We start from the raw sequence: 23,634 nt of genomic DNA on the forward strand, positions 1-23,634 counted from the left end.
GACGACCGAGCAACAGTCCGATGCGTCGCTGAACTACGCGTCGACTCATCGAAGGAGCTGAACCCATGACCACTGACCTCCAATGGAGCGGCAAGAGCCCGCTCGCACCACAGACGTCTACGACACGGTGGAGCCTGATCCTGGTCTGCCTCGCTGTCACCGTCGTCGAGGGGTACAACCTGATCGTCTACGGGTCGATCGTGCCGCTCCTGCTCGCCGACCCCGGCATGGGGCTGAACAGTGAGACCGTGGGCCTCGCAGGAAGCGCCGTCTATGTCGGCATGCTCGTGGGGGCGACATCCGCCGGTGTGCTCGGTGACCGCCGAGGGCGTCAGCGCACACTCATCGTTGCCATGGGGCTCTTCCTGGTCGGAGCCGTGGCGGCCGGCCTTTCCGTCGACCCGTACACCCTCGGCGCGGCCCGGCTGCTCTCCGGGCTCGGCGTGGGCGGTGCCGTCACGACCGCCCTCGCCCTTTCCCGCTCCCAAGGGCACGCGGGACAGGCGGGAGTCATCGTCACTCTCACCATGGCGGGAATCCCGCTGGGCGGCACGATCGCCGCTCTGGCGGGAATTCCGATTCTGCCCGCCCTGGGTTGGCGGGCGATGTTCTTCGTTGGCGCGGTGCTCACGGGGGTGATTCTGCTCATCGTCATCGCCGTGCCGCTCGAGCCGCGCGGCCGCGCGGCATCTGCCTCGTCCGGGCGATCGAGACCGGGCATCGCGGCGCTGTTCCATGATCGTCGAGCAGTGTTCGCCCTCGTCGTCGCCCTCGCCGCAATCCCCAACATGTTCACCTGGTACGGCTTGAACACCTGGCTCGTCGCCGTCATGGGCGACCTGCACTACTCGCTCACCAACGCCTTGCTGTTCTCGTTCACCTTGACCGGGGGAGCGATCGTCGGCTCCTTTATCACGATGCGCTGGGCGGACGTTTGGGGAATCGCGAAGGTGGGCACCATGATGGCGAGTCTCACGGTCCTGGGGCTCGTCGGGATCTCGACGGGGCCGAAGACACTCGTGTTCTCGCTCGTCTGCGTGGTCCTCATGGGGGTAGGCGGGCACTCGACGATGAACCTGATCAACGCCGCCACCACGAACCTGTTCCCGCCTCACCTCCGCGCCACAGTGCTGGGATGGGCGAACGGCACCTCGTACATCGGCGCGATCGCCGCACCGACCGCGGGGGGACTGATCCTCGCTTCACCGGTCGGGCCCGTTGGCGTCTTCATCCTCTACGCCGTTTCGGCCGCACTGGCCGCATCGGCGATGCTGGCCCTGGCGGTCGTCACCTCACGGCGCGTCGCGACTCCCTTGGGCGGAGGCGCCTGATGTCGATCACCACACGCGGGGCGGTCGTCGAGGAGGCCGGTGCTCCGTTCACCATCGAGAACCTGCAGCTGGAAGCGCCACGCGAAGGGGAAGTCCTCGTTCGCATGGTTGCGACAGGGCTCTGCCACACGGACCTCAACGTCGCAGGCGGCAAGGTCCCGTTCGCATTCCCGGCTGTGCTGGGGCACGAGGGCGCCGGTGTGGTCGAACAGGTAGGCGATCGAGTGCGTCGGGTCGCGCCGGGCGACCGCGTCCTGCTGTCCTTCACCTCGTGCGGACGATGCCGGCAGTGCCGAGCAGGCCGGATCGCCCTGTGCGACTTCCATCTGCCTTGGAACCTCCTGTCAGGCCGGAGACCCGACGGCACCACGGCGATCACGCGCGACGGCCAGGAGCTGTCCGGGCACTTCTTCGGACAGTCATCGTTTGCGGAGCGAGCCGTCGTGAGCGAGCGAAGCCTGGTCCGTCTGCCCAAGGGGTGCTCGGATGCCGACCTGGCGACGTACGCGCCCCTGGGGTGCGGGTTCCAGACCGGCGCGGGTGCCATTCTCAACGTCCTTACGCCCAAGCCCGGCGAATCCGTGGTGATGGCCGGTGCCGGTGCGGTGGGTCTTGCGGCCGTGATGGCGGCGGCGCTGACGCCGGCGAGGCAGATCATCGTGCTCGACAGGGTGGCCTCCCGACTCCAGCTCGCCCTCGAGCTCGGGGCCACGCACGTCGTCGACACGACGGATCGGGACGCGTCTACCGCAATCAGGGAGCTGACACGCCGAGGCGCTGATGTCGCGGTCGACTCGACCGGGAACATCGCGGTTATCGAGTCGCTCCTGGATGCTCTGGCCATCGGCGGCCGGTGCGGACTGATCGGCGCTCCTGCCGCCGGTAGCAGAGCGAGCCTGGACGTGAACGCCTTCCTCCCCGGGCGCTCCGTCGTCGGGATCACGGAGGGAGCCTCGGATCCCGAGACCTTCATCCCGGAACTCATCGAGCTGCACAAGGCCGGAAGGCTCCCCATCGATCGCCTCCTGCGCAGCTTCCGCTTCGATGAGATCGACGCGGCCGTGCGCGCGACCGTCAGCGGAGCCGTCGTGAAACCGGTTCTGCTCTTCTGATCCACGGCGTAGTGGAGAGAGGAGGGGAAGTGAGCAGTCGCTCGCCTCCCCTCCTCTGTTGTGCCCGCCTACTTCGAGTTCCAGTAGTCGCAGTGGTGCGACTTCTCGAAGGTGGAGATCATCGCGCTTCCGCCGGCCTTCCGGGTCTTCAGCTCGAGGACGCCCGTGCCGTCGAACGTCTCCCACGCCGCTGTCTTCTTCGCGGTCGGGTTGCCGTTCGTCGCGAACGAGGTCCAGCGGGTCACCATCTCGTCGGCGAGGGCGGTCTGGTCGCTGTTCAGCGATCGCTGTGCGGCCTGGTAGTTGAAGAGGTATTGCAGCTCGGTCGTGTGGGTTGCGCCGAGCGGCCGGGTGGAGGGCGGGAACGGGTCGCCGAGGCTTCTCCAGCCGGGCGCCGTCTCGTCGGCGAACTCGTAGAAGTGGACGTCGGCGCCGGCGTTCGTCAGGACCTGCGCGCTGTCGAACGCGGGGCAGGCGATCAGCTGATCGCCCACGAGCCATCCGAGCGACATGCTCGGGTCATCGCCAAGATCTGCCGGGTACATCTGCTGCAGCTGAGCGGCTTCGGCGGCGCCGTACTGATCCGTCACCTTCTTCTCGTAGTCCGCGGGGGAGAGCGGGTAGCTCCCCGATTCGAACCCGAGCCATTCGTCCCGGTTCGCGCCGATCATGACCGGGACGTCGGCGAGTGCGCCGGCGTGGGCCGCATCCAGCGGCGGCACGGGCTCGTCGGGGCCGCCAGCGACAGGATGCGCGATCTGGAACCCGGTGGTCGCCTGGACGATCGTCGCCGGGTCGACGTGGCGCAGGCAGGACATATCCGCCGGGGCACACCCCCACTTCGCCGCGAAGTCGGACGCTGTCGAAGGACCGGTGGGGATGTCGCAGCCGCTGGATTCGACGACGGCTTTGTGGAAGAGTGCGCGCGCAGTGGGGGAGGCGAGCTGGAAGCAGACGGAGTTGCCGCCAGCGGACTCTCCCACGATCGTGACGTTCTTCGCGTCGCCGCCGAATTTCGAGATGTTCTGCTGCACCCATTTCAGCGCCTGCTGCTGGTCGAGCATGCCCCAGTTGCCCTGCGCACCGAACTGCCCTTCGGATGCGGTCCCGGGTGTGCCGAAGAATCCGAACAGGCCGACGCGGAAGGCGGGGATCACGACGACTGAGGAGCCAGTGGCTGCGAACCGGTGCCCATCATAGATGTTCGGGGTGCCGTAGACGTGTCCGCCGCCATGCAGAAAGACCACGACTGGCAGCTGCTTGGCGTCCGGCTTCGCGGGCGTGTACACGTTGAGGTATAGGCAGTTCTCGCTGAGGGATCCGTCCGAGTCGCCGTTGGTGCCCTGCGGGCAGTCAGGTCCGGGTTTGGTGGCGTCGAGCGTTCCCTCCCATGGCTTCGCCTGCTCGGGGGCGCGCCACCGCAGGTCGCCGATGGGCGGCGCCGCGTAGGGGATGCCGAAGTAATCGGTCGTGGTGGCGGTGTTCAGGCCGGTCAGCTTTCCCTGGGCGATCGTCACGGCCGGGGCGTCTCGGTTCGGCCCGCCGCTCTGATTGTTCGCGGGCGCCGAGGAGGCGTAGCCGCTGAGCGCCAGCGTCAGCGACGCGGCGGCGGCCATGGCCGGGAGCAGTCGTGTCAGCGACGACCTCATTGTCGGATGCATGGGTGCGGTTCCCTTCGTCATTGTGGAGGAACAGGGGCGTGGAGAAACGGGGTGCGTGGCAGCGCTGCAGGCGAGGCGGTTCAGCTGTGTGCAGGGGGCAGCGGTCAGGGCTTCAGAACGATGCGCCCGACGGGCGCGGCGCCCGACTCGTGCAGGGCGTGGGCCGCAGCGGCTTCGGCCAGGGGAAAGCGGGCGGCGATCCGCGGTCGGATCAGGTCCTGCGCGAGAAGATCGAGCACAGCGAGCGCATCGGCATGACGCGCGCCGCGGATGCCGATCATGGTCAGCTCCTTGTGGGTGAAGTCGTTGACGCGGATCGGCGAGGGAGCGTCGCGCGGTACCTGGGTGCCGGACGCGGGGGAGAAGACACCGCCCAGCCGCAGTGCGTCGATCGCGAGGCGGATCTGCGCCCCGTCTCCGGTGTAGTCGACGGCATGGCTGACGCCGTCCGTCCCCGACCATCTGCGGACCTCGTCGACCACGGTCCTCGGATCATCGGTCACGATGACATGCTCGACACCGAGTTCGTGCAGCGCGTCGGCCTTGGCAGCATGCCGGGTCGTGGCGATCACGCGAGCACCCGACAGCCGGGCGAGCCGGATCGTCGCCTCGCCCATGCCGCCGGTCGCGCCGCACACCAGCAGGGTGGCACCCACGTGCAGGTGCAGGCGGTCATGCACCAGCCGATGCGCCGTGCCATAGGACCACAGCGTCACCGCAGCCAGCTCCAGCTCGACGTGCGGGGGGAGGGGGATCCAGAGCCGCTCGTCCCGCACGACGTACTTCGCGTAGGATCCGAGCCCCACGTGCCCCGGCACGTCGATTCCCGAGGAGAGGTTCCCGAGACCCCGATAGGTCTCGGCGTCGTACGGGTTCTCCGGATGCACTACGCCGACCACGCGGTCGCCGGGAGCGGACCTGCGGACCTGCGGACCCACGGCGATCACGACTCCGGCGCCTTCTCGACCGAGCTGCTGCGGCAAGGGCAGCGCGCCACGTCCGGGCAGGGTATTGCCGGAGAGCCGACCGGCGCGGTACTTCACGTCCCAGCCGGAGACCGTGGCGGTGTCGATCTGCACCAGCACATCGGCGGGCCCGATCGGCGCGAGCGGATAGTCGGCGAACACCAGGGCGTCGGGTCCGCCGACCGCGTGCACGCGTACTGCGGGCGTGCTCTGCAAACCGGTCACCATTGTCCGGTCACTCTTGCCTGGTCGCGATCATCTCGGTGCTGTCACCGTGTCCGCGAGCCGTGCCCGGGCAGGCATCAGTGCCCGCCCTCCATGGCGCGGCGGTCGATCTCTTCCTGGTCTGCGACATAGGGAGTGCCGTGGGTGTGGAAGGTCGGGACGGTCTTCATGCCCCAGGCCTGCCCTTTCGCGCGCTCCGCTTCGCTCCATTCCACGACCGGCCAGTCTGGATCCAGGAGCAGGCGGGCCTGCGCATTGGCGAATTCGATGCGGTTGCCGCCGGGTTCCCACACGTACAGGAAGAACGTCTGGTTTATGGCGTGCTTGTACGGTCCGTACTCGATGTAGATGCCGTTCTCGAGGCAGATGTCGGCCGCCTTGAGGATGTCCTCGCGGGAGTCGGGAGAGAACGCGAAGTGGTGGAAGCGGCCGCGCTCCCCCGTCCAGTCGGCGGAGTAGACGACGTCGTAGGACTTCTGGTGGAACCGGAACCACCAGGCGCCGTAGCCGCCCTTGTCCAGACAAACTCGCTCGGACTCGCGGGCCATCATCACGTCTCGCCAGAACTCGCCGGCGGCGTTGACGTCGCGCGCGAGGTAGTTGATGTGGTCGAGGCGGCGGGCGTTGATACCCCGCCCGGGGTATGCGGCGGCCTGGTTCTTCAGGGCGGGCCGATCCTCGTCATCGGGGACGTAGAGGTCTGTGTCGTAGTAGAGGGCCATGAGGTGCCCGTCCGGATCCTCGAACTCGAAGGACCGGCCGACTCCGACTTCGGGATCGCGCCAGCCGTGGCCGAGCCCGGCCTTCTCGATCGCCGCGACCCGGCGCAGCAGTGCCTCTTCGCTGCTGGCCCGGTACAGGGTGCGTCCGACGCCGTTCGTGTCGGACGCGGTGAGCTTGAGGGAGTACTGCTGGTATTCGTCCCAGCAGCGCAGATAGGCGGAGTCGCCGACGCGGGCGACTTCGCGCATCGCGCAGATGTCGCGGAAGAAGTGCAGGCTCTCCTCGAACTTCGGGGTGAACAGCTCGACGGCGCCCAGGTGGGCGAGGTCGTAGTTCTCGGGAACGGCCATGTCATGCCTCTCGGTTGGTCAAATGCGGGCCTGGTGCCCGGAGTGGTGGCTCGGGCTACCGGCGGGGTCGGGGGAAGACCCGGCCGTCGAAGATCTTGCGTGCGGTGCGCAGGGAGAGCGAAGCGGCGCGCCAGTGGCCGTCCGCGTCGCGCGTGACGCGCACCTCGGCGGGGAAGGATCCGCTGGGATGCTCCAGCAGGGTCGGTCCGGTCTCCGGAAGGCGGGCGTATGCGGATCCCACCGCGCCGGGGATCCGGATCCCGGCGGCGACCGACGCGGCCATGAGCACGCCGATCGAAGGGTGCAGCCGGGCCGGGATGAACGCCCGCACCGAGATCGCGCCATGGTCCGCGGGCGGTGCGACGAGGACCAGCTTCGGCACGGTCTGCGCTGCGACGTCACCGAGGCCCAGGAGCGGTCCCGCGGCGAGACGGATCCGCTCGAGCTCCGCGGCGAGACCGGGCCGCGCCTCGAGCTCCTCGATGGACTCGGTTCCGGTGACGCCGAAGTCGGCCGCGTCCAGGAGCACGACGGGCATGCCGTTGTCGATCAGGGTCGCAGTGTGGTCGGCGACCTGGTCTGTGACCCGGCTGGTCGGCAGCAGCCCCTTGCCCGGTCCCGCGGACACCTCGAGCTCGATCGGGCAGGCGGTGCCCGGCACGCCGTCGATGTCCACGTCGCCGTCGTAGTCGAGCACGCCATCGCGCGTGCTCAGACGCACGCGGGCGCGGTCGCCCGTGTTGATCAGGCGGACGACGGCCTCGGTCGCCGGGGCGGTCGCCGGGATCAGGCCGCGCTCAACGGCGAACGGAACGACGGCCGCGAGCAGGTTTCCGCAGGTCTGCGCGTCGCCGACGAACGGCTCATCGACGGCGACCTGCAGGAACAGGTAGTCCAGATCGGCGCTGGGATCCTCGGAGCACGAGACGATCGCGACTTTGCTCGTCAGGGGGTGTGCGCCGCCCAGCCCGTCGATCTGGGTCGGGTCGGGGCTGCCCATGATCCGCAGCAGCAGGTCGTCACGGAGAGCTGGGTCGGACGGCAGGTCCTCGGGGAGGAAGAAGGCGCCCTTCGAGGTGCCGCCGCGCATCAGCATGCACGGCACCCCCTCGTCCTCAGCGCGCACCCAGGTACTCCTGCTGCGTGAGGTATACGACGCCGAGCTCCGCGAGTAGGGGACGCAGGCCCTTGCGATCCAGGCTGAGCTCGGTGCCGGCGGCGTAGGCCGTGCGATCGGCCGCCTCCTTCGCGACCCGCGCGTCCGCTGCGACCAGCACGTCGGCCGCCCGGCGGCGAGGGACGATCACCACGCCGTCATCATCGGCGACCACGACGTCGCCGGGCTCGACGTTCACCCCGTCGACGACGATCGGGACGTTCACGGATCCTGCCGTGGCTTTGACCGAGCCCTGCGCATGCACGGCGCCGGACCAGGCCGGGAACCCCATCGCGCGCAGATCTGCAGTGTCGCGGATGCCGCTCGTGGTGACGATGCCGCGTGCGCCGCGCGCCTGCAATGCGGTTGCGAACAGATCGCCGAACAGGCCGTCCGTGCACGGGGAGGTCGTGGTGACGACGAGGATGTCGCCAGTCTGGCATTGCTCGATCGCGGCGTGGATCATGAGGTTGTCGCCCGGCCAGTTGAGCACCGTGACCGCGCTGCCGGCGACGCGCGCGCCGGTCTGGATCGGGCGGATGCCGGGGCCTACGACACCAGTGCGGCCAAGGGCCTCGTGCACGGTGGCCACGCCGTGCACGCCGAGCGCATCGACGACTTCCGTGTCGACGCGGGCGATGTCGGTGATGATGAGGCCGGTGCTCGGCATGGCGGCTCCCTGGTCAGGGTCGGTCCGCGAGGGCCCGTCGCGGCGGTCCTTCACTATAGGCGTGAGGAGGATAGAATTGTCAACAATATTGCTGACGATATTTGGAGCGTTCGATGCGACGTGCGGGAACGCCCGTGCGGCACAATCGGAGAACGCGAGGAAAGGAACGCTGTCGTGACCGAGGGCCCGGAAGTGCGCGAGCAATTGCGCGACGCGATCCTGCGAGGCGACTACGCCCCCCGTCAGCGCCTGATCGAGGCGGAGCTCGCGTCCGAGTTTGGAGCCAGCCGCTTCGCTCTGCGCAATGCCCTCATCGCGTTGGCCGCCGAGGGGCTGATCGAACTGCAGCCGAACCGCGGGGCGCGGATCCGTGAGATCAGCGTCGAGGAGGCCGTCGAGATCACCGAGATCCGCCGAGCTGTGGAGGGTCTCGTCGCGGCGCGGGCCGCGGAGCGCGCGACGGACGCCGATATCGAGTTCCTGCGCGGGCTCGGCGATGACATGCGGCGCTCGGTCGATGAGGGGGAGCTGCTGCGCTACTCCGACCTCAACGCGACCCTGCACAGCACCCTGCGCGAGATCGCGCAGCACACCACGGCGACCCGCATGCTGCTGCAGTTGAACGGGCAGATGGTGCGTCACCAGTTCCGGCTCTCCCTGCGCCCCGGACGCCCCACGCAGTCGCTGCCGGAGCACCTCGCCATCATCGACGCCGTCGTCAGCCGCGATCCGGCCGCCGCAGAGGCTGCCATGCAGGCGCACGTCAGCAGTGTGATCCGCACCCTCAGCGCGCCGGAGGACGCGGAACCTCGTCGCGCCTCGGCGCGGTCGGATCAGGCCTCGACGCCGTCGTGACCCGCTCGCGCCGAGCCGGAGCCGCGGAGCCCTGCGACCTCCGTCTCCGGCGCATCGAGGATCCGGTTCAGTCCGTGATGTAGCTGGGCCAGCTCGGAGGGGGAGATCCCGGCCGTGAGCGCGGCCTCGAGGTCGTCGACCCTCGGGCGGAGCCGGTCGAGTTCGCTGCGCCCGAGGTCGGTGAGCGCGACGACGTTGCGGCGTGCGTCGGCGGCGGACCTGCGCCGGGAGAGCAGGTCGCGGCGCTGCATGCGCCGGACCAGATCCGCGATCGTGGAGCGATCCAGATCCACGGCATCGCAGAGCTCCCGCTGGCTCGTCTCGCCGCGTCCGGCGAGGATGGAGAGGATCGAGAACTGCACGCTCGTGGTCTCGGTCGAGACGATGCGCGACCACAGCGCGACGTGTCGCTGCTGCGCGCGGCGGATCAGATAGCCGGTGTGAACGGTGAGGGCCATGGGTACGATCATCGCGCCTCGCGCAGCACCCCGGCGAAGAAGGCGCCGAGCTCGTCGCGTGCCTCGAGCGGCAGGACGTGGGCGACGTACTGATCCGGGCGCACGACGACGAGCGCGCCCTCGGCGCCGATGCCGCGCGCGGTGAAGATGTCGTCGCGCGGATCCGTCGTCCAGATCTTCTCCCAGTCCTGCAGGCCAAGTGGGCCCGATCGCGGCGTGAGCAGCGACGGCAGGGCGGTGCGGTCGACATCGTGATGCGCGCCGCGGAAGATCCCGTGCACGTCGAACACACCGTCGATGTCCGCGCGGTCCGGGGTGAAGCGACGCACCGGGGACGAGTCGTCCTCGCCGAGCCACGTGAGTTGCGCCTGCATCGATGCCGGGTCGTTGCCCGCGAACGCGTACAGGCGCCAGCGGCCGTCCGCGCGATGCGCATGCCCGAGCTGGGTGCGCCGCGCATCGGCGACCCGGATGACGGGCGCGGAGTGGAAGCGCTCCCCGATGCCGAAGCCGGCGGCCAGGTGCTGATACGCGTCGGACCCGATGAGCGCGGACGGCGGGTAGACCGTGGCGAGACCGGCGAGGTAGCGGCCCTGCCGGGCGTATTCGGCGCGCAGCCGGCCGGAGGTCACGCCGCCACGCTCGGGATGGGCGGGGTCGACTGTGGGCTGGGCGATGAAGTCCGACCAGTACCTGTCGAAGTCGATGAGATCCTTGGCGACGGGCCGCCGCTCCTGGGCGTACGTCCCGAGCAGCGCCGCATCCGCGCGACCCTCCAGCACGGCGGCGAGCTTCCAGCCTAGGTTGAACGCGTCCTGCATCGAGACGTTCATGCCTTGGCCGGCCTTCGCGGAGTGCGTGTGGCAGGCGTCGCCCGTGATGAACACGTGCGGACCGCGGGATCCGTCCGCGGGGGCGTCGTCGAAGGCGTCGGCCAGGCGCTGGCCGACTTCGTACACCGAGGACCAGACGACCTGGCGCACGTCGATCGAGTACGGATGCAGGATCGCGTTCGTGGTCCGTGCGAGTTCGTCGGCTGTCGTCGAGCGGACGTCGGCGCCGCCGCCGGCGGGGATCTCGCCGAGGTCGACGTAGATGCGGACCATGTTTCCGCCCTCGCGGGGGATCATGATGAGGCTGCCCCGACCCGCCGACTGGACGACGTTCTTGGTGCGCCAGTCCGGGAAGTCAGTGGTCGCCAGCGCGTCGATCACGCCCCACGCGTGGTTGGCCGCGTCGCCTTCGAGCGCGACGCCGATCGCGCGGCGCACGGCGCTGCGCGCGCCGTCGCAGCCGACGACGTAGCGCGCCCGCACCGTGACCTCCTCGCCCGCCCGGTTGCCGGTCTTGCGCTGGAGCGTCGCGAGGACGGGGTGCTCGCCGTCGCGGACCTCGAGGCCGGTCAGCTCCAGGCCGTAGTCGGGTTCGAGGCGGCTCGCCGAGCTAGCGGCGTGCTCGAGCAGGAACTGCTGCATGCGGGCCTGGTTCACGATCACATGCGGGAACTCACTGAGGCCCTCCGGGGTGTCCTCGACCCAGCCGGTGCGCTCGATGCGATCGCGGTCCGCCTCCGACGGCGCCCAGAACCGCACTTCGTTGACCCAGTAAGCCTCCCGCAGCAGCGCATCGGCGAGCCCGAATGCCTCGAACATCTCGACCGTGCGCACGGCCACTCCGTCCGCATGGCCGAGCTCGAGCGGGCCCCCGCGGCGCTCGACGACGCGCGTGCTGATGCCGGGGAAGGCGGCGAGCTGGGCCGCGAGCACGGTGCCGGCTGGTCCGGTGCCGACGATCAGCACGTCGACGGTCTCCGGCAGATCGACGGGGCGGCTCAGCGCCTCGGGGGCGGCCGGATGGATGTCGGGGCTGCCTGCGCGGTAGCCGTCGCGGTAGAACTGCACGTTCGATCTCCTCGGTGAGATATGGCGGGGGGCGTGCACGGGAGGCTGCGCCGGGGCTGGTGGGCTCGACTATATCCTCAGTACCCCAACGAATTCAACTGTTGGACCACTACCGGACGGGGCCGGGCTCAGCCGCGTTCCGCGAGGCGGACGAGGTAGTCGTACCCGGCGCGAAGCTGCGCGGGCGGCCACACATTCCGCTTCTTCTCGGCGATCTCCGCCGGATCCGAGGATGACACGGCGCCGCCGGACCCAGCGGCGGCCACCGCCATGCGGCAGGCCTTGGTGAGCAGGACCGCGTGCATGACGGCCGCCGCCTCGTCCACCCCGACCGCCACGATCCCGTGGTTCGGCATCAGGCAGGCCGGGGCGGATCCGAGGGTGTCGGCGAGTGCGGAGCCGAGCTCGCCGGTCCGGACGAGATCGCCGGTGCAGGTGAAGCGCGGCACTTGCGGATCCGCGAACAGCACCCCCTCGTGGGAGAGCGCCGGCATCGGGATCCCCAGAGAGGCGAACACGTTCGCGTCTTCGGGGTGCGAGTGCACGGTGGCGGTCACCTCGGGGCGTCGGCGCATGATCTCGGTGTGGATCGGGTACTCGACGTGCCGCGCGCCGTCGCCCGCCAGCACATCGCCGTCCCAGCCGACGAGCAGGATCCGTGATGCGTCGATCTCGTCGAAGCCCCAGCCGGCGGCCTTCATCCATACGCCCCGGCCCTCCGGATCGCGCAGCGCCAGATGGCCCCACACCAGATCGGCCTGCCCGGCGGCGCCGAGCGCCCGATGTGCCCGTGCGGCGCGCTCGCGGATGTCATCGTCCATGCCCAGCCTCGTCCCGTGCGTGTGCGGCGACCCGGAGCAGGGCCGCCGTCTCAATTGTTATCCAAATTGTTGACAATTTGTTGACCAATCCGTCGCCGTGTGGTTGCGTAGTCGCTGTCGGGGCCGTCGTCGCCCCGGATCCTTCCCGAGAGGACCACCTGTGGCTCAGCAAGATCCTGCCCTGCTCGTCGTCAGCGCGCACGCCGGAGATTTCGTGTGGCGTGCCGGCGGCGCGATCGCGTCGGCCTCGATGCGAGGGGAGCGCGCCGTCGTGGTCTGCCTCTCCTACGGAGAACGCGGCGAGTCCGCGAGTCAATGGCTGGCGGGCAAGCCGCTCGAGGAGATCAAGGCCGTGCGGCGCGGCGAGGCCGAGGCGGCCGCCGCCGCGTTGGGCGCCGAGATCGAGTTCCTCGACCTCGGCGACTACCCGCTGGTCGAGTCCGAGCACGCGCTGCATGCCCTGGTCGACATCTACCGGCGCGTGCAGCCGACGGTCGTCCTGACGCATCCGCTCGCGGATCCGTACAACGGCGATCACCCGGCCGCGGCGCGCATGGCGCTGCAGGCGCGGGTGCTGGCGCAGGCGATCGGCGTCGTCGGGCTGGACGGCAGGGCGCCCTCGGTCGAGGAGATCATCGGGGCGCCTCCGGTGTTCTTCTTCGAGCCGCACCAGCCCGAGCAATGCGATTTCAAGCCGAACGTTCTGCTCGACATCACCACGGCCTTCGATCGCAAGCGCGCCGCGATGGAGTGCCTCCCCGCGCAGAAGCACATGTGGAGCTATTACACCGACCTCGCGGTACGCCGCGGGGTGCAGGTCAAGCGCAACGCCGGTCCGAACCTGGGCCTCGCGCACGACATGCGAGGAGAGGCGTACATGCGCTATCTGCCCGAGGTCACCACCGAGCTGCACTGACTTCCCGCAGCGAACCACCCGCACCACCGGATTGCACCATCTCAAGGAGGAGACATGGCACGTAAGACTCTCAAGGCTGCAGCGGCTTTCGCCGGCGTGGCCCTCACCCTCGGGCTCGCCGCCTGCTCGGGCGGCGGTGCTCCTGCTGCATCCACCCCCGCGACCGCGCCGACCGAGTCCGCCAACCCGGCGCTGAAGGCGCTCATCGAGAAGGCGAAGACCGAGGGCGCGCTCACGATCACCTGGGCCGTCTACAACGACGCGGTGAGCAGCAAGCTCATCGACGCGTTCAAGAAGCAGTACGATCTCGACATCCCGATCCACATCGCGTTCAACGACAGCGTCGACGCGGTCGCCGCCAAGCTCACCCAGGAGGAGGCGGCGGGCGTCACGCCCTCCAGTGACCTGTCGCTGACGACGTCGGCGACGGCGGCGACGATCGGCTCGTCGGGGTCGAAGCTCATCGAGCCCCAGGACTGGGCCTCGTTCTCGCCCTGGAACAAGGACTTCTCCGAAGAGGGGGGCGACTTCCTCGTGATCGGCCACCAGTTCCCCGGCTTCATCTACAACACGAACACGGTCGACAAGAAGGACCTGCCGAAGAAGGCCGACGACGTGCTCAAGATGACCAAGTACTCGATCGCCTCGACGCCGTACGGCGCGAGCTTCAACACGCTGGCGATCGGCATGGGCGGCCCGGACGCCGTCAAGGCGCACCTCGCGAAGTTCACGCCCGCCGGTCTGATCAACTGCGGCGAGACGAGCCGGATCGCCTCCGGCGAGTTCGATGCGATGTGGGTCGGCTGCGGCAAGTCGTTCGTCGACCAGGGGGTCAAGGACGGCGCACCGCTCGGCTTCGCCGGGGTCTCCGACGGCGCCATCGCGAACTCCGTCTACGTCGCGGTCCCGAAGAACTCCGCGCATCCGGCCGCCGCCGCGCTGTTCGGCGCCTGGCTGAACACCCCCGCGGCGCAGGCGATCACGTGGGACGGCTCCTCGGTCGACAACGCACAGCTCAAGGGCACGCACTCCGCGGAGTACCTCGCGAAGCTCGAGAAGGACGGCACCGATCCCACGATCGTGAACGTCGCGTACGTCGTCGCCCACCCGGAAGACTTCAGCCGCGAGTTCAAGGGCGCCATCGTCGGACTTCTGAAGAAGTAAGGCTGGATCAGCACCGATGCTCACCGACACCAGCACGATCTCGCAGGACGCGCTCCGCACCCAGGAGCGTCTCCTGCGGGGGAGCGAACTGCGCCCCGAGCGTGGCGCCAACCCGCTCACGCGGTTCTTCGTCGTCGTGGCGCTCTTCCCCGTCGTCGGGATCGTCGGGCTGCTCCTGGTGATCCTCTCGCTTGGGTTCCGCGAGAACGGGATCCCGAGCGGCGCGATCACGACGCGCAACTACGCGGCTCTGGTGTCGGATCCCGCTCTGCTGCAGGTGGTCCTGAACACGGTCGTGTACGTCGCGGTGACCGTGGCCATCGCGGTGGTGCTCGGCACGGTCCTGGCCCTGATCGTGGAGCGCACCGACTTCGGTCTCGCGCGCACCACCGGCGGCCTGATCCTGCTGCGCGTGCTGATCCCGAGCTTCTTCACCGCGATGGGGTGGCTGTTCCTGCTGCACCCCCGCATCGGCGCCGTCAACGTCTGGCTGAAGAACGCCTTCGGGCTGGATCACGCCGTGCTCGATGTCACCACCGTGGTCGGGATGGGCTTCGTGGAGGGGCTCAGCCTCTCCGGGCTCGTCTACATGATGGTCTCGGCGAGCCTGCGCAACATGGACGGGTCTCTCGAGGAGTCGGCGCGCACCGCAGGAGCGAGCGCCTTCACGGTGGTCCGCCGGATCACCCTGCCGCTGGTGACCCCCGCCCTGCTCAGCTCGTTCATGTTCGTCTCGACGATCGCGCTGTCGGCCCTCGACGTGCCGCTCGTGCTGGGGCTGTCGAACCGGACCCTCGTGTTCAGCTCGTTTCTGTACCTGCAGGCGAACCCCGCGGCGGGCATCTCGGACTACGGCGTCTCCACCGCGTTCTCGTCGATCCTCATCGTGCTGGCCATCGCGCTGAGCCTCTGGTACATGCGCGTGCTCCGCTCTGGCGGCAAGTACCGCGTGCTCACGGGGAAGGGGCATCGCCCGGTGCGCAACCGGCTCGGCACCGGGGCGCGGATCGCGGCGTGGGTCTACGTCGTGGGCTACTTCCTGCTGTCGATGGTGCTGCCGCTGCTGATGGTGGTCTGGGCCTCGCTGCTGCGCTACCTGCAGCCGCCGTCGCTCGAGGCGCTGAAGAACGTCACGTTCGACAACTACACCCAGCTGAACTGGGACAACCTGCTGCGCGGCTTCGGTAACAGCATCGAGATCTCGCTCGTCGCGCCCACGCTCGCCGTCGGCTTCAGCATCGCGATCTCGTTCCTCCTGATCCGCAGCCGGCTGCGCTCCCGGTTCGCGTTCGACCTGGCCGCGTTCTTCCCGCAGGCCGTGCCCACCACGATCTTCGCGCTGGGCGCGGTGGTCGTCGCGATCTACTTCTTCCGCGGCTGGCTGTACGGATCCGCGGTCCTGATCGCGATCGTGATGGCGCTGGTGCAGATCCCCCTCGCGAACCGCAACCTGTCCGCCGCGCTGCTGCAGATCCATCCGGAGCTGGAGGAGGCGGCGCGGATGTCCGGCGCCACCGCGTGGCAGGTGATGCGTCGCGTCACCCTGCCGCTGCTCATGCCGACGGTGCTGTCGTCCTGGCTGTGGATCGCGCTGCTCGCGATGCGCGATCTCACCGTGCCCGCGCTGCTCGCGTCGCCGGAGAGCGCGCCGCTGGCGCTCGTATCGTGGTCGCTGTTCCAGGGCGGCGCGATGGGCAGCGCCTCGGCGGTGACGCTGATCATGATCCTCGTCATGTCGCCGATCGTCGCGATCTACCTCTTCCTCACCCGTAAGAACGAAAGGCCCGGCGCATGACCGAGAACGCCCTTCCGCTGCAGGTGACCGGCCTGCGCAAGACCTTCTCCTCGAAGGTCGCGACGGTGCACGCCATCGACGACGTCGCCTTCGAGATCGCGGAGGGCGAGCTCTATACGCTGCTCGGCCCTTCCGGATGCGGCAAGACCTCGACGCTGCGCTCCGTGGCCGGGCTGGAGCACCCCGACGACGGCGAGATCTCGATTGCCGGACGCACGGTGTGCAAGGGCAGGCTGTCCGTTCCCCCCGAGAAGCGCGGCCTGGGCATGGTGTTCCAGAACTACGGCATCTGGCCGCACATGAGCGTCTTCGACAACGCCGCGTTCCCCTTGCAGGTGCAGCGCGGACGTCTCGGCAAGAAGGAGATCGCCGAACGCGTCGAGGAGGCACTGGCCGCGGTGCACCTCGAGGGCTTCGCCGGGCGCGCCTCGAACCAGATGTCCGGCGGGCAGCAGCAGCGCCTCGCCCTGGCCCGTGCGCTCGTCGGCCGTCCCAAGCTGCTGCTGCTGGACGAGCCCCTGTCGAACCTCGACGCGAAGCTGCGCGAGGCCATGCGCACCGAGGTCGTGAAGCTCCAGCGCGAGCTGGGCATCGCGACGCTGTTCGTCACGCACGACCAGGACGAGGCGCTCAGCATGTCCACCAGGGTCGCGGTGATGAACGCGGGGCGGATCGTGCAGGAGGCCAAGCCGCGGGAGATCTATCAGGATCCGGCGGATCGGTTCGTCGCGGAGTTCGTCGGGCGCACCAACTTCCTGGACGGGACGGTGCGCGGGGACGGCGTGGAGACCGCCGTCGGCACGTTCTGGACGAGCACGCCGGGTCACGCCGCCGGCGACGCGGTGTCGATCTCGGTCCGCCCCGAGGCCATCGCGGTGACCGCGCAGCGCCCGACCGACAGCACGCCGAACGTGGTCGAGGGCACTCTGGTGCGGTCCATGTTCATCGGGGATCGGCTCGAATGCCACGTCCGGGCGGGCGAGCACCGCTGGCTTGTCCGCGTCGACCCCTACTTCGCCCCGCGCGTCGACCAGACCGTCTGGCTGCAGCTGCCGCCGGACCGCATCATCGTCATCCCGGCCTGAGCCGCCGAGCACCCCCACCACGGAGGAATCCATGACCACCCTGACCCTCACCCCGCTCGGCCACTCCTGTGTGCTGATCGAGGTGCCCGGCGAGAGCGGGTCCACCCGGATCCTGCTCGACCCGGGCAGCCTGACCCCGCCGCTCGCCCCGATCGACGGCCTCGACGGGATCCTCATCACGCACGCGCACCCCGACCACCTCACCGCCGAGCAGATCCGCGCGGTGCGCGGCGACGCCGACGTCCCGGTCTACGGCGACGCCGCCAGTCGCGCGGTCGCCGAGGACGGTGGGATCGACGGGTTCCAGGCCGTCGAGCCTGGCTCCTTCAGGATCGGGGACGTGGAGATCGAGGTCTCCGCCTGGCAGCACGAGGAGATCTATCCCGGGGTGCCCCTGCCGCAGGATCTCGGCTACCTCGTGGCGGGCACCGTGTTCGCCCCCGGCGACGCGTTCGCGAACCCCGACCACGATGTCGAGGTGCTGCTGCTGCCCACCGGCGCACCGTGGATGAAGCTCTCCGAGACCATCGACTACCTGCGCGCCGTGGCGCCGAGGATCGCGATCCCCGTGCACGACGGAGGCCTCGCGCCCGCGCACCGGCAGATGCACCGCAGCCTCATGACCAGGTTCGCCCCCGAGGGGACCACCGTCCTCGCCCCGAGCATCGGAGAGGGCATGCACATCCCCGCCGCCTCGAAAGGATCCTTCTGATGACCGCTGTGGAAGAGCACTGGAGCACGTTCCCGTTCGACGAGCCACCGCAGAGCTGGAAGCGCGAGGAGGAGCTCCTCCTCGCGCCCCACCTGCCCAGCCGAAAGGTGGTCCGCGACGCCCCGCTGCAGGTCGTGCACTTCCCGCCGCAGTACGAGCCCACCAAGATGGGGCACCCGCGCCCCGTGTACGAGAGCCGGTACCTGCGTCTCGAGTGGCAGACCATGCCGGATTCCCGCCAGCCGTTCTACCACCGCAACACCGACGTCGACGAGCTGTCGCTGCAGGTGTCGGGGGAGCGCTCGCTCGTCACCGACCGCGGGACCGTCGAGATGCGCACCGGCGACTACGTCAGCATGCCGACGGGCACCGCGCACGACAACTACGGCCGCGGCGACATCCACGTCCTCTTCTACACCCCGGCCGGGGTGGAGGAGCTCGGCCCGGTCGACCGACGCAGCGAGGTCGTGATCCCGCCGTCCACCTGGGAGCCGACCGTCGTGAACGAGCTTGTCACCGAGTGCCTCGGCGGCCCCGAGCACGACATCGTGATGTACCCGGCGAACGAGATCGACATCTGGGAGAACGCGCTGCGCACCGAGGCCCGGCTCAACGTGATCCGCACCGACCCCGATGCGCGGGGCACGACCTGGCTGTACCGGTCGGAGAACATCATGATCGGCGAGACGCACCTGGTCGAAGAGCCGGGGCTGGACTACATCGTGCACCGCAACTGCGAGGAGATCCAGTACCAGATCAGCGGCGAGCGTCTCCTCGTCTCGCAGCGCGGCATGGTGCGGATCCAGCCGGGCGACTTCGTCAAGATCCCGATCGGCGTCGCCTTCACCAGCATCGTGCGCGAGGAGTCGAAGCACGTGCGGGTCTGCTCGGCGACGGCGTATCTGCAGCAGATCGAGGGGCAGGAGTGCGTCCGCGCCTTCGTGCCGCAGATCGCGGAGACCACGAGCGAGGCGGTGCCCGTCGACCTCGACGTCATCGCTGCGGAGAGGAACGGCTGGTGAGCACACAAGCCATCCCTGACACGATGCGCGCCTGGGTCGCGACCACCGCGGAGGCCCCCCTGGAGTTCCGCGAGGTCTCGGTGCCCGAGCCCGGTCGCGGCGACGTGCTGATCCGCGTCGTCGCCGCCGGCATCTCGCCGATGCTGCTGAAGCTGCTGCGCATGGGACGCTATGGGATCCTCCCGACGGTCCTCGGGCACGAGGTCGCCGGAGTCGCGGTCGCCGTCGGGGCGGATGTCGATCCGGCGATGCTGGGCCGGCGCGTGCGGGTGCACCCGATGCTCTCCTGCGGGCACTGTGAGTTCTGTCTGAGCGACCGTGAGCAGATGTGCGCCGAGTCGGCGATGATCGGAGCGGCCGCGCACGGCGGCTCGAGCCCGTGGTACCGGGAGTACCACGACGGCGGACTCGCCGACTACGTACGGGTGCCGGAGTTCCTCGTGGACGAGGTCCCCGACGACGTCTCGTTCGAGGTCGCGGCGAAGCTGCACGACCTGGCCAACGCGTATCGCGCGCTCATCGCCGCGCAGGTGCCCACCGGCGGCACGCTCGTGATCACGGCCGCGACCGGGGCGATGGCCACCGCGTCGATCCTGCTCGCGCCGCACCTCGGCGTGGGTAGGGCGATCCTCGTGGGCCGGTCCCGGGAGCGCCTCGAGCAGGTCGCGGCGCTCGGGGCGGATCGCATCGCGGTCGATCTGATCGCGACGGACGAGCTGCCCGCGGATTGGGAGCAGACGGACGCGCTGACCTCTGCCATCCGGTCTGTGGATCCCACGGGCCCTCATGCCGTGCTGGACTTCCTCGCCGTCGGCACCGGGGCCGCGCAGGCGCTGAAGTCGCTGCGGATGGGCGGCACGCTGGTGCATATGGGCGGGCTGCCCACGCCGATCGACGTGCCGCTGCGGGTCCTGATGAACTACCTCTGGACGGTCACCGGCACCCGTGCCTGCACCCGCGGGGACGTCCGCGCGGTGCTGCGCCTGCTGGCCCACGGCGCCCTGCGAGCGGACGCGCTCATCACCCACCGCTGGGCGCTCGCCGAGGCCGACCTCGCTTTCGACACCCTCATGTCCCGGCGCGAGCCGATCTGGATGGGCGTCGTCACCACCGAACGCTGAGCTCGCAGAGCCCCGCGCCGACACGACAGGGCACCGGCTCCGCCGAAACCCGAGAGAAGGACGCTCCATGACCGACGTCTCGCACGTGCGCATCCTCTGTGCCGGACAGAATTTCATGACCATCGGCAGTCTCATGGCCAACGGCATGGGCGGCTACCACGGGGTGCTTCCCCCGGGGAGCACCATCTCGGCGATCACCGGCACCCCGCCATCCGCACTCGCCCTCGCCGGTCCCTGGGAGGTGGCGCGCGGGACGTACGATTTCGGTATCACCACGCCCACCTGGCTGCTCGACCAGGCCCGGCGAGGCCTCGGCATGTTCGAGGAGCCGCTTCCACTGCGCGCGATCGCGGCGTTCCCGCACGATGACCGGCTCGCCTTCGCCGTTCGGGCGGAGACGGGCATCACCTCGCTCCGCCAGATCGTGGAGGAGAGGCGGCCGCTCAAGATCTCGATGCCGACCCGCGACCAGGGACACCCCGCCGGGTGGCTCCTGGACGAGATCTTCGCGCAGTCCGGGTTCTCCCAGGACGACATCGTCTCGTGGGGTGGTGAGATCCTCCGCGACCGTCCGCGCTCGCAGAACTCGCCCGACTCGATCCCCGTCGACCCCCGCTTCGACGCCGTGTTCGACGAGGCCATCATGACCCTGCGCTGGAAGCGGCTGACCACCGACTACGACCTGCGCTTCCTGCCGCTGGACGAGGACGTGCTGCAGTGGTGTGAGGAGCGCGGGATGCCGCGCGGCACGATCGCCCGCGGGCGCTTCCCCGGCGTGGAGGAGGACGTACCCACCGTCGACTTCTCCGGATGGGTGATGTACTGTGCCGAGTCGCTCGCCGACGACCTCGTCTACCTCGCGGTGCAGGCGCTCGACGAGCAGAAGGCGCTGATGACCGCGCGCTTCCAGATGAGCCCCACACCGCCGATGACGAGCGCGTTCGATCTGACGGCAGCGCTCGAGCTGGGCGGGATCCCGCTGCATCCCGGCGCCGAGCGCTACTACCGCGAACACGGCTTCCTGGCCTGACACGGTACCCGGCGGACGCCCGTGTCCGCCGGGTATCAGCCCTCGACGCGGGCGGACTCCTGCCGCACGTCGGCGTCGACGGAGGTGAAGCCGCGGACGGCGTCGTGCAGCACAGCCGCCGCGTCGACGACGCGCGCGCCCGTCCAGGCGATGTGCTGGTCCGGACGGACGAGAACGACGGGGCCGTCGTCGGCGACCGTGTGCAGGGGCAGGCCGATCCGCGCGGCCTCCGCGGCGAGGGCCGCGGTCTCCGCGGCCGGACCGAGCGCGGTGAACTCCCGCCCCAGCAGGTCGTGCACCGGGACACCGTGCAGCAGGCGGTGCGGCAGCCGCGCGCCCGCCTCGACGCGCGGCGTATAGACGCCTGCGGCGAACGGATGGGCGGCCGCGGGGCCGTAGGCATAGCCGAAGACGAGGCCGTCGGAGTGGAACTCGGGCGACTTCTCACGGCGAATCCTCGCGCCGAGATCCTCCGCGGCACCGCTCTCGGCGAGGTCGATCGACAGCGTTGCCATGTTGCGGGCCGCGATGCGGATCGTCTCGGCAGCGATCGGACGTCGTTCGGTCTCGTAGCTCTCGAGCAGTTCGGCAGGTGCCCAGCCGTGCAGTACGGCGGCGATCTTCCAGGCGGCGTTGACCGCGTCCCCGACCCCTGTGTTGAAGCCGTGTCCGCCCCACGGCGGGTTCTGATGCGCGGCATCGCCGACGAGAAGCATCCGCCCCGTCCGGTACCGGTCGGCGAGCAGCATGCGCGCTTGCCAGGGGTCGGTCGCGATGATCTCGACGTCGATATCGGCGCCGGCGAGACCGCGGACGATCGCCACGGCCTCGTCATCGGAGTCGATGCGCGCGGTGCCGGTCGAGATCGCCCACCAGGATCCGTCCATGTCGAGCGGACCGATGACGCCGGGGGAGGCCGGGTTGATCGCCCAATAGTGGATCGACGGCGGATGCGGGATGAGGCGCGCCAGGCGCCTCGAACGGAACGACACGTTCACGTTGGGCCGTCCGCCGGACTCGCCCTCGTAGCGGGCGCCCATGGCGGGGCGGACGATGCTGCGCGGTCCGTCGGCGCCGACCAGCCACTCGGCGGTCAGCGTGCGCCGGAGGCCCGAGGCCTCCTCGATCACGACGTGCGCGAGATCCGTATCCTGGCCCGCCTCGACCGCCGTCCAGCCCAGCAGCAGGTCGATGCCCTCGCGCTCGGCGATGAGGTCGCGCAGCGCGACTTCGACGAGTCCCTGGCTGATCTGCTGTCCGCGCTCAGGCGACACGTGAGAAGGAGTGGCCAGGCCCAGGCAGGCGACGATGTGCGTGATCTCGGCACCGGTGGCGGTCTCGGCGAAGGTGGCCCGGTGCGACCAGTCCGGACTCAACGGCGCGATCCGGCGGATGCGTTCCGCTCCGCCCCAGCGCCGCAGCAGCTCCATCGTGCGCGCCGAGGTCGTCTTCGCCCGCGGGCGGGAGTGCTCCACGACGACGCGCGGCTCGATCACGACGCAGCGAACGCCGTGGTGGTTCAGCTCGAGGGCCGTGGTGAGGCCGACCGGCCCACCTCCCACGATGATCACCGGATGGTCGGCCGTCATCGGATCTCCTGTCTTCGTCACGTCGGGCTGGCGAGCACTCGGTCGTCGTGGAGGCCAATGCGCCGGATCTGGCATGATCCTGGACTGCGGGTGGCGCGGAGACCGGGAAGGTTTCATTGAGTGGTAACGTCGCGCCATGACCTCGGAACCGCGGCGCGGCGGACGCCCCGCGCAGGGCGAGCCCGTGCTGGACCGCGCGTTCCGCCTCCTGGACGCGTTCACGGGTGCCGAATCCGCCCTCCGGCTGAGCGACCTCAGTGCGCGGGCGGGGCTGCCGATCAGCACCGCGTTGCGGCTGGCGCAGCGGCTGGCTCGGCTCGGCGCCCTGGAGCGCCTGCCCGACGGCACGTTCACGATCGGGATCCGCATGCTGACCTATGCGGCGCGCGCCCCGCGCGGGCACGGGCTGCGCGCGGTCGCTCTCCCGTACATGGAGGATCTGCACCGTGCGACCGGTCAGCACGTGCAGTTCGTGGTGCAGGAGGGCACGGATGCGGTCATCGTCGAGCGACTCTCCGCGCAAGACGCAGTGAAGGCTCTGTACGGCCCTGGCGCGCGCATTCCGCTGCACGGGACGGGGGCGGGCACCGTGCTGCTCGCGCACGCCCGTCCGGAGTTCGTCGCCGCCTATCTGGAGCGCCCGCTCGTGCTGGAACCGGAGGGGATCGTCGTCGAGCCCGCCGATCTGCGCGAGCGCATCGCGAGGATCCGCGCGCAGGGGTACGCGCAAATGGAACGGTCGGTGCCGGCTGCGGCGACCGTGGCTGCACCCGTGTTCGACCGCACGGGCGCCTGCGTGGCCGCCCTCTCCGTCGTCGGCATGCCGGGCTCGGTGGAACTGCGGATGGCGGGGCCCACCGTGGTCGCGGTCGCGCGGGNNCCCGCGCAGCCCCGGTCGTCGAGCACTGACGCGTCCCCGCGTGCTTCGCCGGGTCAGGGCGGCGCCGACTCGGAGCGCGATCGTCGTATTTC

General features: G+C 69.7%; 20 protein-coding genes and 1 pseudogene. 12 read left to right on the forward strand and 9 right to left on the reverse strand.

Annotated features, from left to right (window positions below; all coding sequences use genetic code 11):
* The first annotated feature begins 65 nt into the window (after positions 1-65).
* Complete coding sequence (locus ACTJJZ_RS13435) at positions 66-1,331, forward strand: MFS transporter (RefSeq protein WP_440721689.1); 1,266 nt, start codon at positions 66-68, stop codon at positions 1,329-1,331.
* Positions 1,331-2,443 (forward strand): NAD(P)-dependent alcohol dehydrogenase, encoded by a 1,113-nt coding sequence (locus ACTJJZ_RS13440; RefSeq protein WP_440721744.1) that lies wholly within the window; start codon positions 1,331-1,333, stop codon positions 2,441-2,443. The genes ACTJJZ_RS13435 and ACTJJZ_RS13440 overlap by 1 nt, the downstream gene beginning before the upstream one ends.
* 68 nt (positions 2,444-2,511) lie before the next feature.
* Here the strand turns inward: ACTJJZ_RS13440 and ACTJJZ_RS13445 are convergent, their stop codons facing one another.
* The 5 genes from ACTJJZ_RS13445 to ACTJJZ_RS13465 all read right to left on the reverse strand — a co-directional run bounded on the left by ACTJJZ_RS13445 (position 2,512) and on the right by ACTJJZ_RS13465 (position 8,193).
* Entirely contained in the window at positions 2,512-4,092 is a 1,581-nt protein-coding gene (locus ACTJJZ_RS13445) for a carboxylesterase/lipase family protein (protein WP_440721690.1), read from the reverse strand.
* Between the two features lie 116 nt (positions 4,093-4,208).
* Positions 4,209-5,297: a quinone oxidoreductase family protein gene (locus ACTJJZ_RS13450; RefSeq protein ID WP_440721691.1), complete on the reverse strand. Its 1,089-nt coding sequence runs from the start codon at positions 5,295-5,297 to the stop codon at positions 4,209-4,211.
* A 74-nt stretch (positions 5,298-5,371) separates the two neighbouring features.
* Complete coding sequence (locus tag ACTJJZ_RS13455; protein ID WP_440721692.1) at positions 5,372-6,367, reverse strand: VOC family protein; 996 nt, start codon at positions 6,365-6,367, stop codon at positions 5,372-5,374.
* A 55-nt stretch (positions 6,368-6,422) separates the two neighbouring features.
* Positions 6,423-7,493, reverse strand: coding sequence for a PrpF domain-containing protein (locus tag ACTJJZ_RS13460; RefSeq protein WP_440721693.1), 1,071 nt, complete (start codon positions 7,491-7,493; stop codon positions 6,423-6,425).
* Complete coding sequence (locus ACTJJZ_RS13465) at positions 7,483-8,193, reverse strand: 4-carboxy-4-hydroxy-2-oxoadipate aldolase/oxaloacetate decarboxylase (protein WP_440721694.1); 711 nt, start codon at positions 8,191-8,193, stop codon at positions 7,483-7,485. The genes ACTJJZ_RS13460 and ACTJJZ_RS13465 overlap by 11 nt, the downstream gene beginning before the upstream one ends.
* Before the next feature lie 174 nt (positions 8,194-8,367).
* Here ACTJJZ_RS13465 and ACTJJZ_RS13470 point away from each other — a divergent pair, with 174 nt between their 5' ends.
* Positions 8,368-9,048 carry a GntR family transcriptional regulator gene (locus tag ACTJJZ_RS13470; RefSeq protein WP_440721695.1) on the forward strand — a complete coding sequence of 227 codons (681 nt, stop codon included), beginning with the start codon at positions 8,368-8,370 and terminating at the stop codon, positions 9,046-9,048.
* On the opposite strand, the gene ACTJJZ_RS13475 is transcribed toward ACTJJZ_RS13470, so the two are convergent.
* The 3 genes from ACTJJZ_RS13475 to ACTJJZ_RS13485 all read right to left on the reverse strand — a co-directional run bounded on the left by ACTJJZ_RS13475 (position 9,027) and on the right by ACTJJZ_RS13485 (position 12,228).
* Positions 9,027-9,506 (reverse strand): MarR family winged helix-turn-helix transcriptional regulator, encoded by a 480-nt coding sequence (locus tag ACTJJZ_RS13475; protein WP_440721696.1) that lies wholly within the window; start codon positions 9,504-9,506, stop codon positions 9,027-9,029. The two genes, ACTJJZ_RS13470 and ACTJJZ_RS13475, sit on opposite strands and share 22 nt — an antisense overlap.
* A gap of 8 nt (positions 9,507-9,514) precedes the next feature.
* A complete protein-coding gene (locus tag ACTJJZ_RS13480; protein ID WP_440721697.1) occupies positions 9,515-11,407 on the reverse strand; it encodes an FAD-dependent monooxygenase in 1,893 nt (630 codons plus the stop codon).
* A gap of 128 nt (positions 11,408-11,535) precedes the next feature.
* Positions 11,536-12,228 carry a class II aldolase/adducin family protein gene (locus tag ACTJJZ_RS13485; protein ID WP_440721698.1) on the reverse strand — a complete coding sequence of 231 codons (693 nt, stop codon included), beginning with the start codon at positions 12,226-12,228 and terminating at the stop codon, positions 11,536-11,538.
* A gap of 160 nt (positions 12,229-12,388) precedes the next feature.
* Between ACTJJZ_RS13485 and ACTJJZ_RS13490 the strand changes: the two genes are divergently transcribed.
* From ACTJJZ_RS13490 to ACTJJZ_RS13525, 8 genes are all read left to right on the forward strand, one after another.
* Positions 12,389-13,144, forward strand: coding sequence for a PIG-L deacetylase family protein (locus tag ACTJJZ_RS13490; protein ID WP_440721699.1), 756 nt, complete (start codon positions 12,389-12,391; stop codon positions 13,142-13,144).
* A gap of 54 nt (positions 13,145-13,198) precedes the next feature.
* Complete coding sequence (locus ACTJJZ_RS13495) at positions 13,199-14,308, forward strand: ABC transporter substrate-binding protein (protein ID WP_440721700.1); 1,110 nt, start codon at positions 13,199-13,201, stop codon at positions 14,306-14,308.
* A 16-nt stretch (positions 14,309-14,324) separates the two neighbouring features.
* Positions 14,325-16,103 (forward strand): ABC transporter permease, encoded by a 1,779-nt coding sequence (locus ACTJJZ_RS13500; RefSeq protein WP_440721701.1) that lies wholly within the window; start codon positions 14,325-14,327, stop codon positions 16,101-16,103.
* The gene (locus ACTJJZ_RS13505) at positions 16,100-17,188 is read left to right on the forward strand and encodes an ABC transporter ATP-binding protein (RefSeq protein ID WP_440721702.1); all 1,089 of its coding nucleotides are present in this window, start codon (positions 16,100-16,102) and stop codon (positions 17,186-17,188) included. The genes ACTJJZ_RS13500 and ACTJJZ_RS13505 overlap by 4 nt, the downstream gene beginning before the upstream one ends.
* 31 nt (positions 17,189-17,219) lie before the next feature.
* Positions 17,220-17,900, forward strand: coding sequence for an MBL fold metallo-hydrolase (locus ACTJJZ_RS13510; RefSeq protein ID WP_440721703.1), 681 nt, complete (start codon positions 17,220-17,222; stop codon positions 17,898-17,900).
* Positions 17,900-18,922 (forward strand): hypothetical protein, encoded by a 1,023-nt coding sequence (locus ACTJJZ_RS13515; RefSeq protein ID WP_440721704.1) that lies wholly within the window; start codon positions 17,900-17,902, stop codon positions 18,920-18,922. The genes ACTJJZ_RS13510 and ACTJJZ_RS13515 overlap by 1 nt, the downstream gene beginning before the upstream one ends.
* Positions 18,919-20,043: an alcohol dehydrogenase catalytic domain-containing protein gene (locus ACTJJZ_RS13520; RefSeq protein WP_440721705.1), complete on the forward strand. Its 1,125-nt coding sequence runs from the start codon at positions 18,919-18,921 to the stop codon at positions 20,041-20,043. The genes ACTJJZ_RS13515 and ACTJJZ_RS13520 overlap by 4 nt, the downstream gene beginning before the upstream one ends.
* 115 nt (positions 20,044-20,158) lie before the next feature.
* Positions 20,159-21,073 carry a TAXI family TRAP transporter solute-binding subunit gene (locus ACTJJZ_RS13525; protein WP_440721706.1) on the forward strand — a complete coding sequence of 305 codons (915 nt, stop codon included), beginning with the start codon at positions 20,159-20,161 and terminating at the stop codon, positions 21,071-21,073.
* Between the two features lie 35 nt (positions 21,074-21,108).
* Here the strand turns inward: ACTJJZ_RS13525 and ACTJJZ_RS13530 are convergent, their stop codons facing one another.
* Positions 21,109-22,662: an FAD-dependent monooxygenase gene (locus ACTJJZ_RS13530; protein WP_440721707.1), complete on the reverse strand. Its 1,554-nt coding sequence runs from the start codon at positions 22,660-22,662 to the stop codon at positions 21,109-21,111.
* A 136-nt stretch (positions 22,663-22,798) separates the two neighbouring features.
* Here ACTJJZ_RS13530 and ACTJJZ_RS13535 point away from each other — a divergent pair.
* Positions 22,799-23,479: pseudogene (locus tag ACTJJZ_RS13535) on the forward strand (IclR family transcriptional regulator); the annotation flags it as partial.
* Between the last annotated feature and the right edge of the window lie 155 nt (positions 23,480-23,634).

Origin of the sequence: Microbacterium sp. 22242, assembly GCF_052045495.1 — a bacterium.
GTDB lineage: Bacteria > Actinomycetota > Actinomycetes > Actinomycetales > Microbacteriaceae > Microbacterium.

Coding starts and splice junctions, on each gene's coding strand:
- ACTJJZ_RS13435 (WP_440721689.1), top strand. CDS start 66: ATGACCACTGACCTCCAATGGAGCGGCAAGAGCCCGCTCGCACCACAG.
- ACTJJZ_RS13440 (WP_440721744.1), top strand. CDS start 1,331: ATGTCGATCACCACACGCGGGGCGGTCGTCGAGGAGGCCGGTGCTCCG.
- ACTJJZ_RS13445 (WP_440721690.1), bottom strand. CDS start 4,092: ATGAGGTCGTCGCTGACACGACTGCTCCCGGCCATGGCCGCCGCCGCG.
- ACTJJZ_RS13450 (WP_440721691.1), bottom strand. CDS start 5,297: ATGGTGACCGGTTTGCAGAGCACGCCCGCAGTACGCGTGCACGCGGTC.
- ACTJJZ_RS13455 (WP_440721692.1), bottom strand. CDS start 6,367: ATGGCCGTTCCCGAGAACTACGACCTCGCCCACCTGGGCGCCGTCGAG.
- ACTJJZ_RS13465 (WP_440721694.1), bottom strand. CDS start 8,193: ATGCCGAGCACCGGCCTCATCATCACCGACATCGCCCGCGTCGACACG.
- ACTJJZ_RS13475 (WP_440721696.1), bottom strand. CDS start 9,506: ATGGCCCTCACCGTTCACACCGGCTATCTGATCCGCCGCGCGCAGCAG.
- ACTJJZ_RS13485 (WP_440721698.1), bottom strand. CDS start 12,228: ATGGACGATGACATCCGCGAGCGCGCCGCACGGGCACATCGGGCGCTC.
- ACTJJZ_RS13495 (WP_440721700.1), top strand. CDS start 13,199: ATGGCACGTAAGACTCTCAAGGCTGCAGCGGCTTTCGCCGGCGTGGCC.
- ACTJJZ_RS13500 (WP_440721701.1), top strand. CDS start 14,325: ATGCTCACCGACACCAGCACGATCTCGCAGGACGCGCTCCGCACCCAG.
- ACTJJZ_RS13505 (WP_440721702.1), top strand. CDS start 16,100: ATGACCGAGAACGCCCTTCCGCTGCAGGTGACCGGCCTGCGCAAGACC.
- ACTJJZ_RS13510 (WP_440721703.1), top strand. CDS start 17,220: ATGACCACCCTGACCCTCACCCCGCTCGGCCACTCCTGTGTGCTGATC.
- ACTJJZ_RS13515 (WP_440721704.1), top strand. CDS start 17,900: ATGACCGCTGTGGAAGAGCACTGGAGCACGTTCCCGTTCGACGAGCCA.
- ACTJJZ_RS13525 (WP_440721706.1), top strand. CDS start 20,159: ATGACCATCGGCAGTCTCATGGCCAACGGCATGGGCGGCTACCACGGG.
- ACTJJZ_RS13530 (WP_440721707.1), bottom strand. CDS start 22,662: ATGACGGCCGACCATCCGGTGATCATCGTGGGAGGTGGGCCGGTCGGC.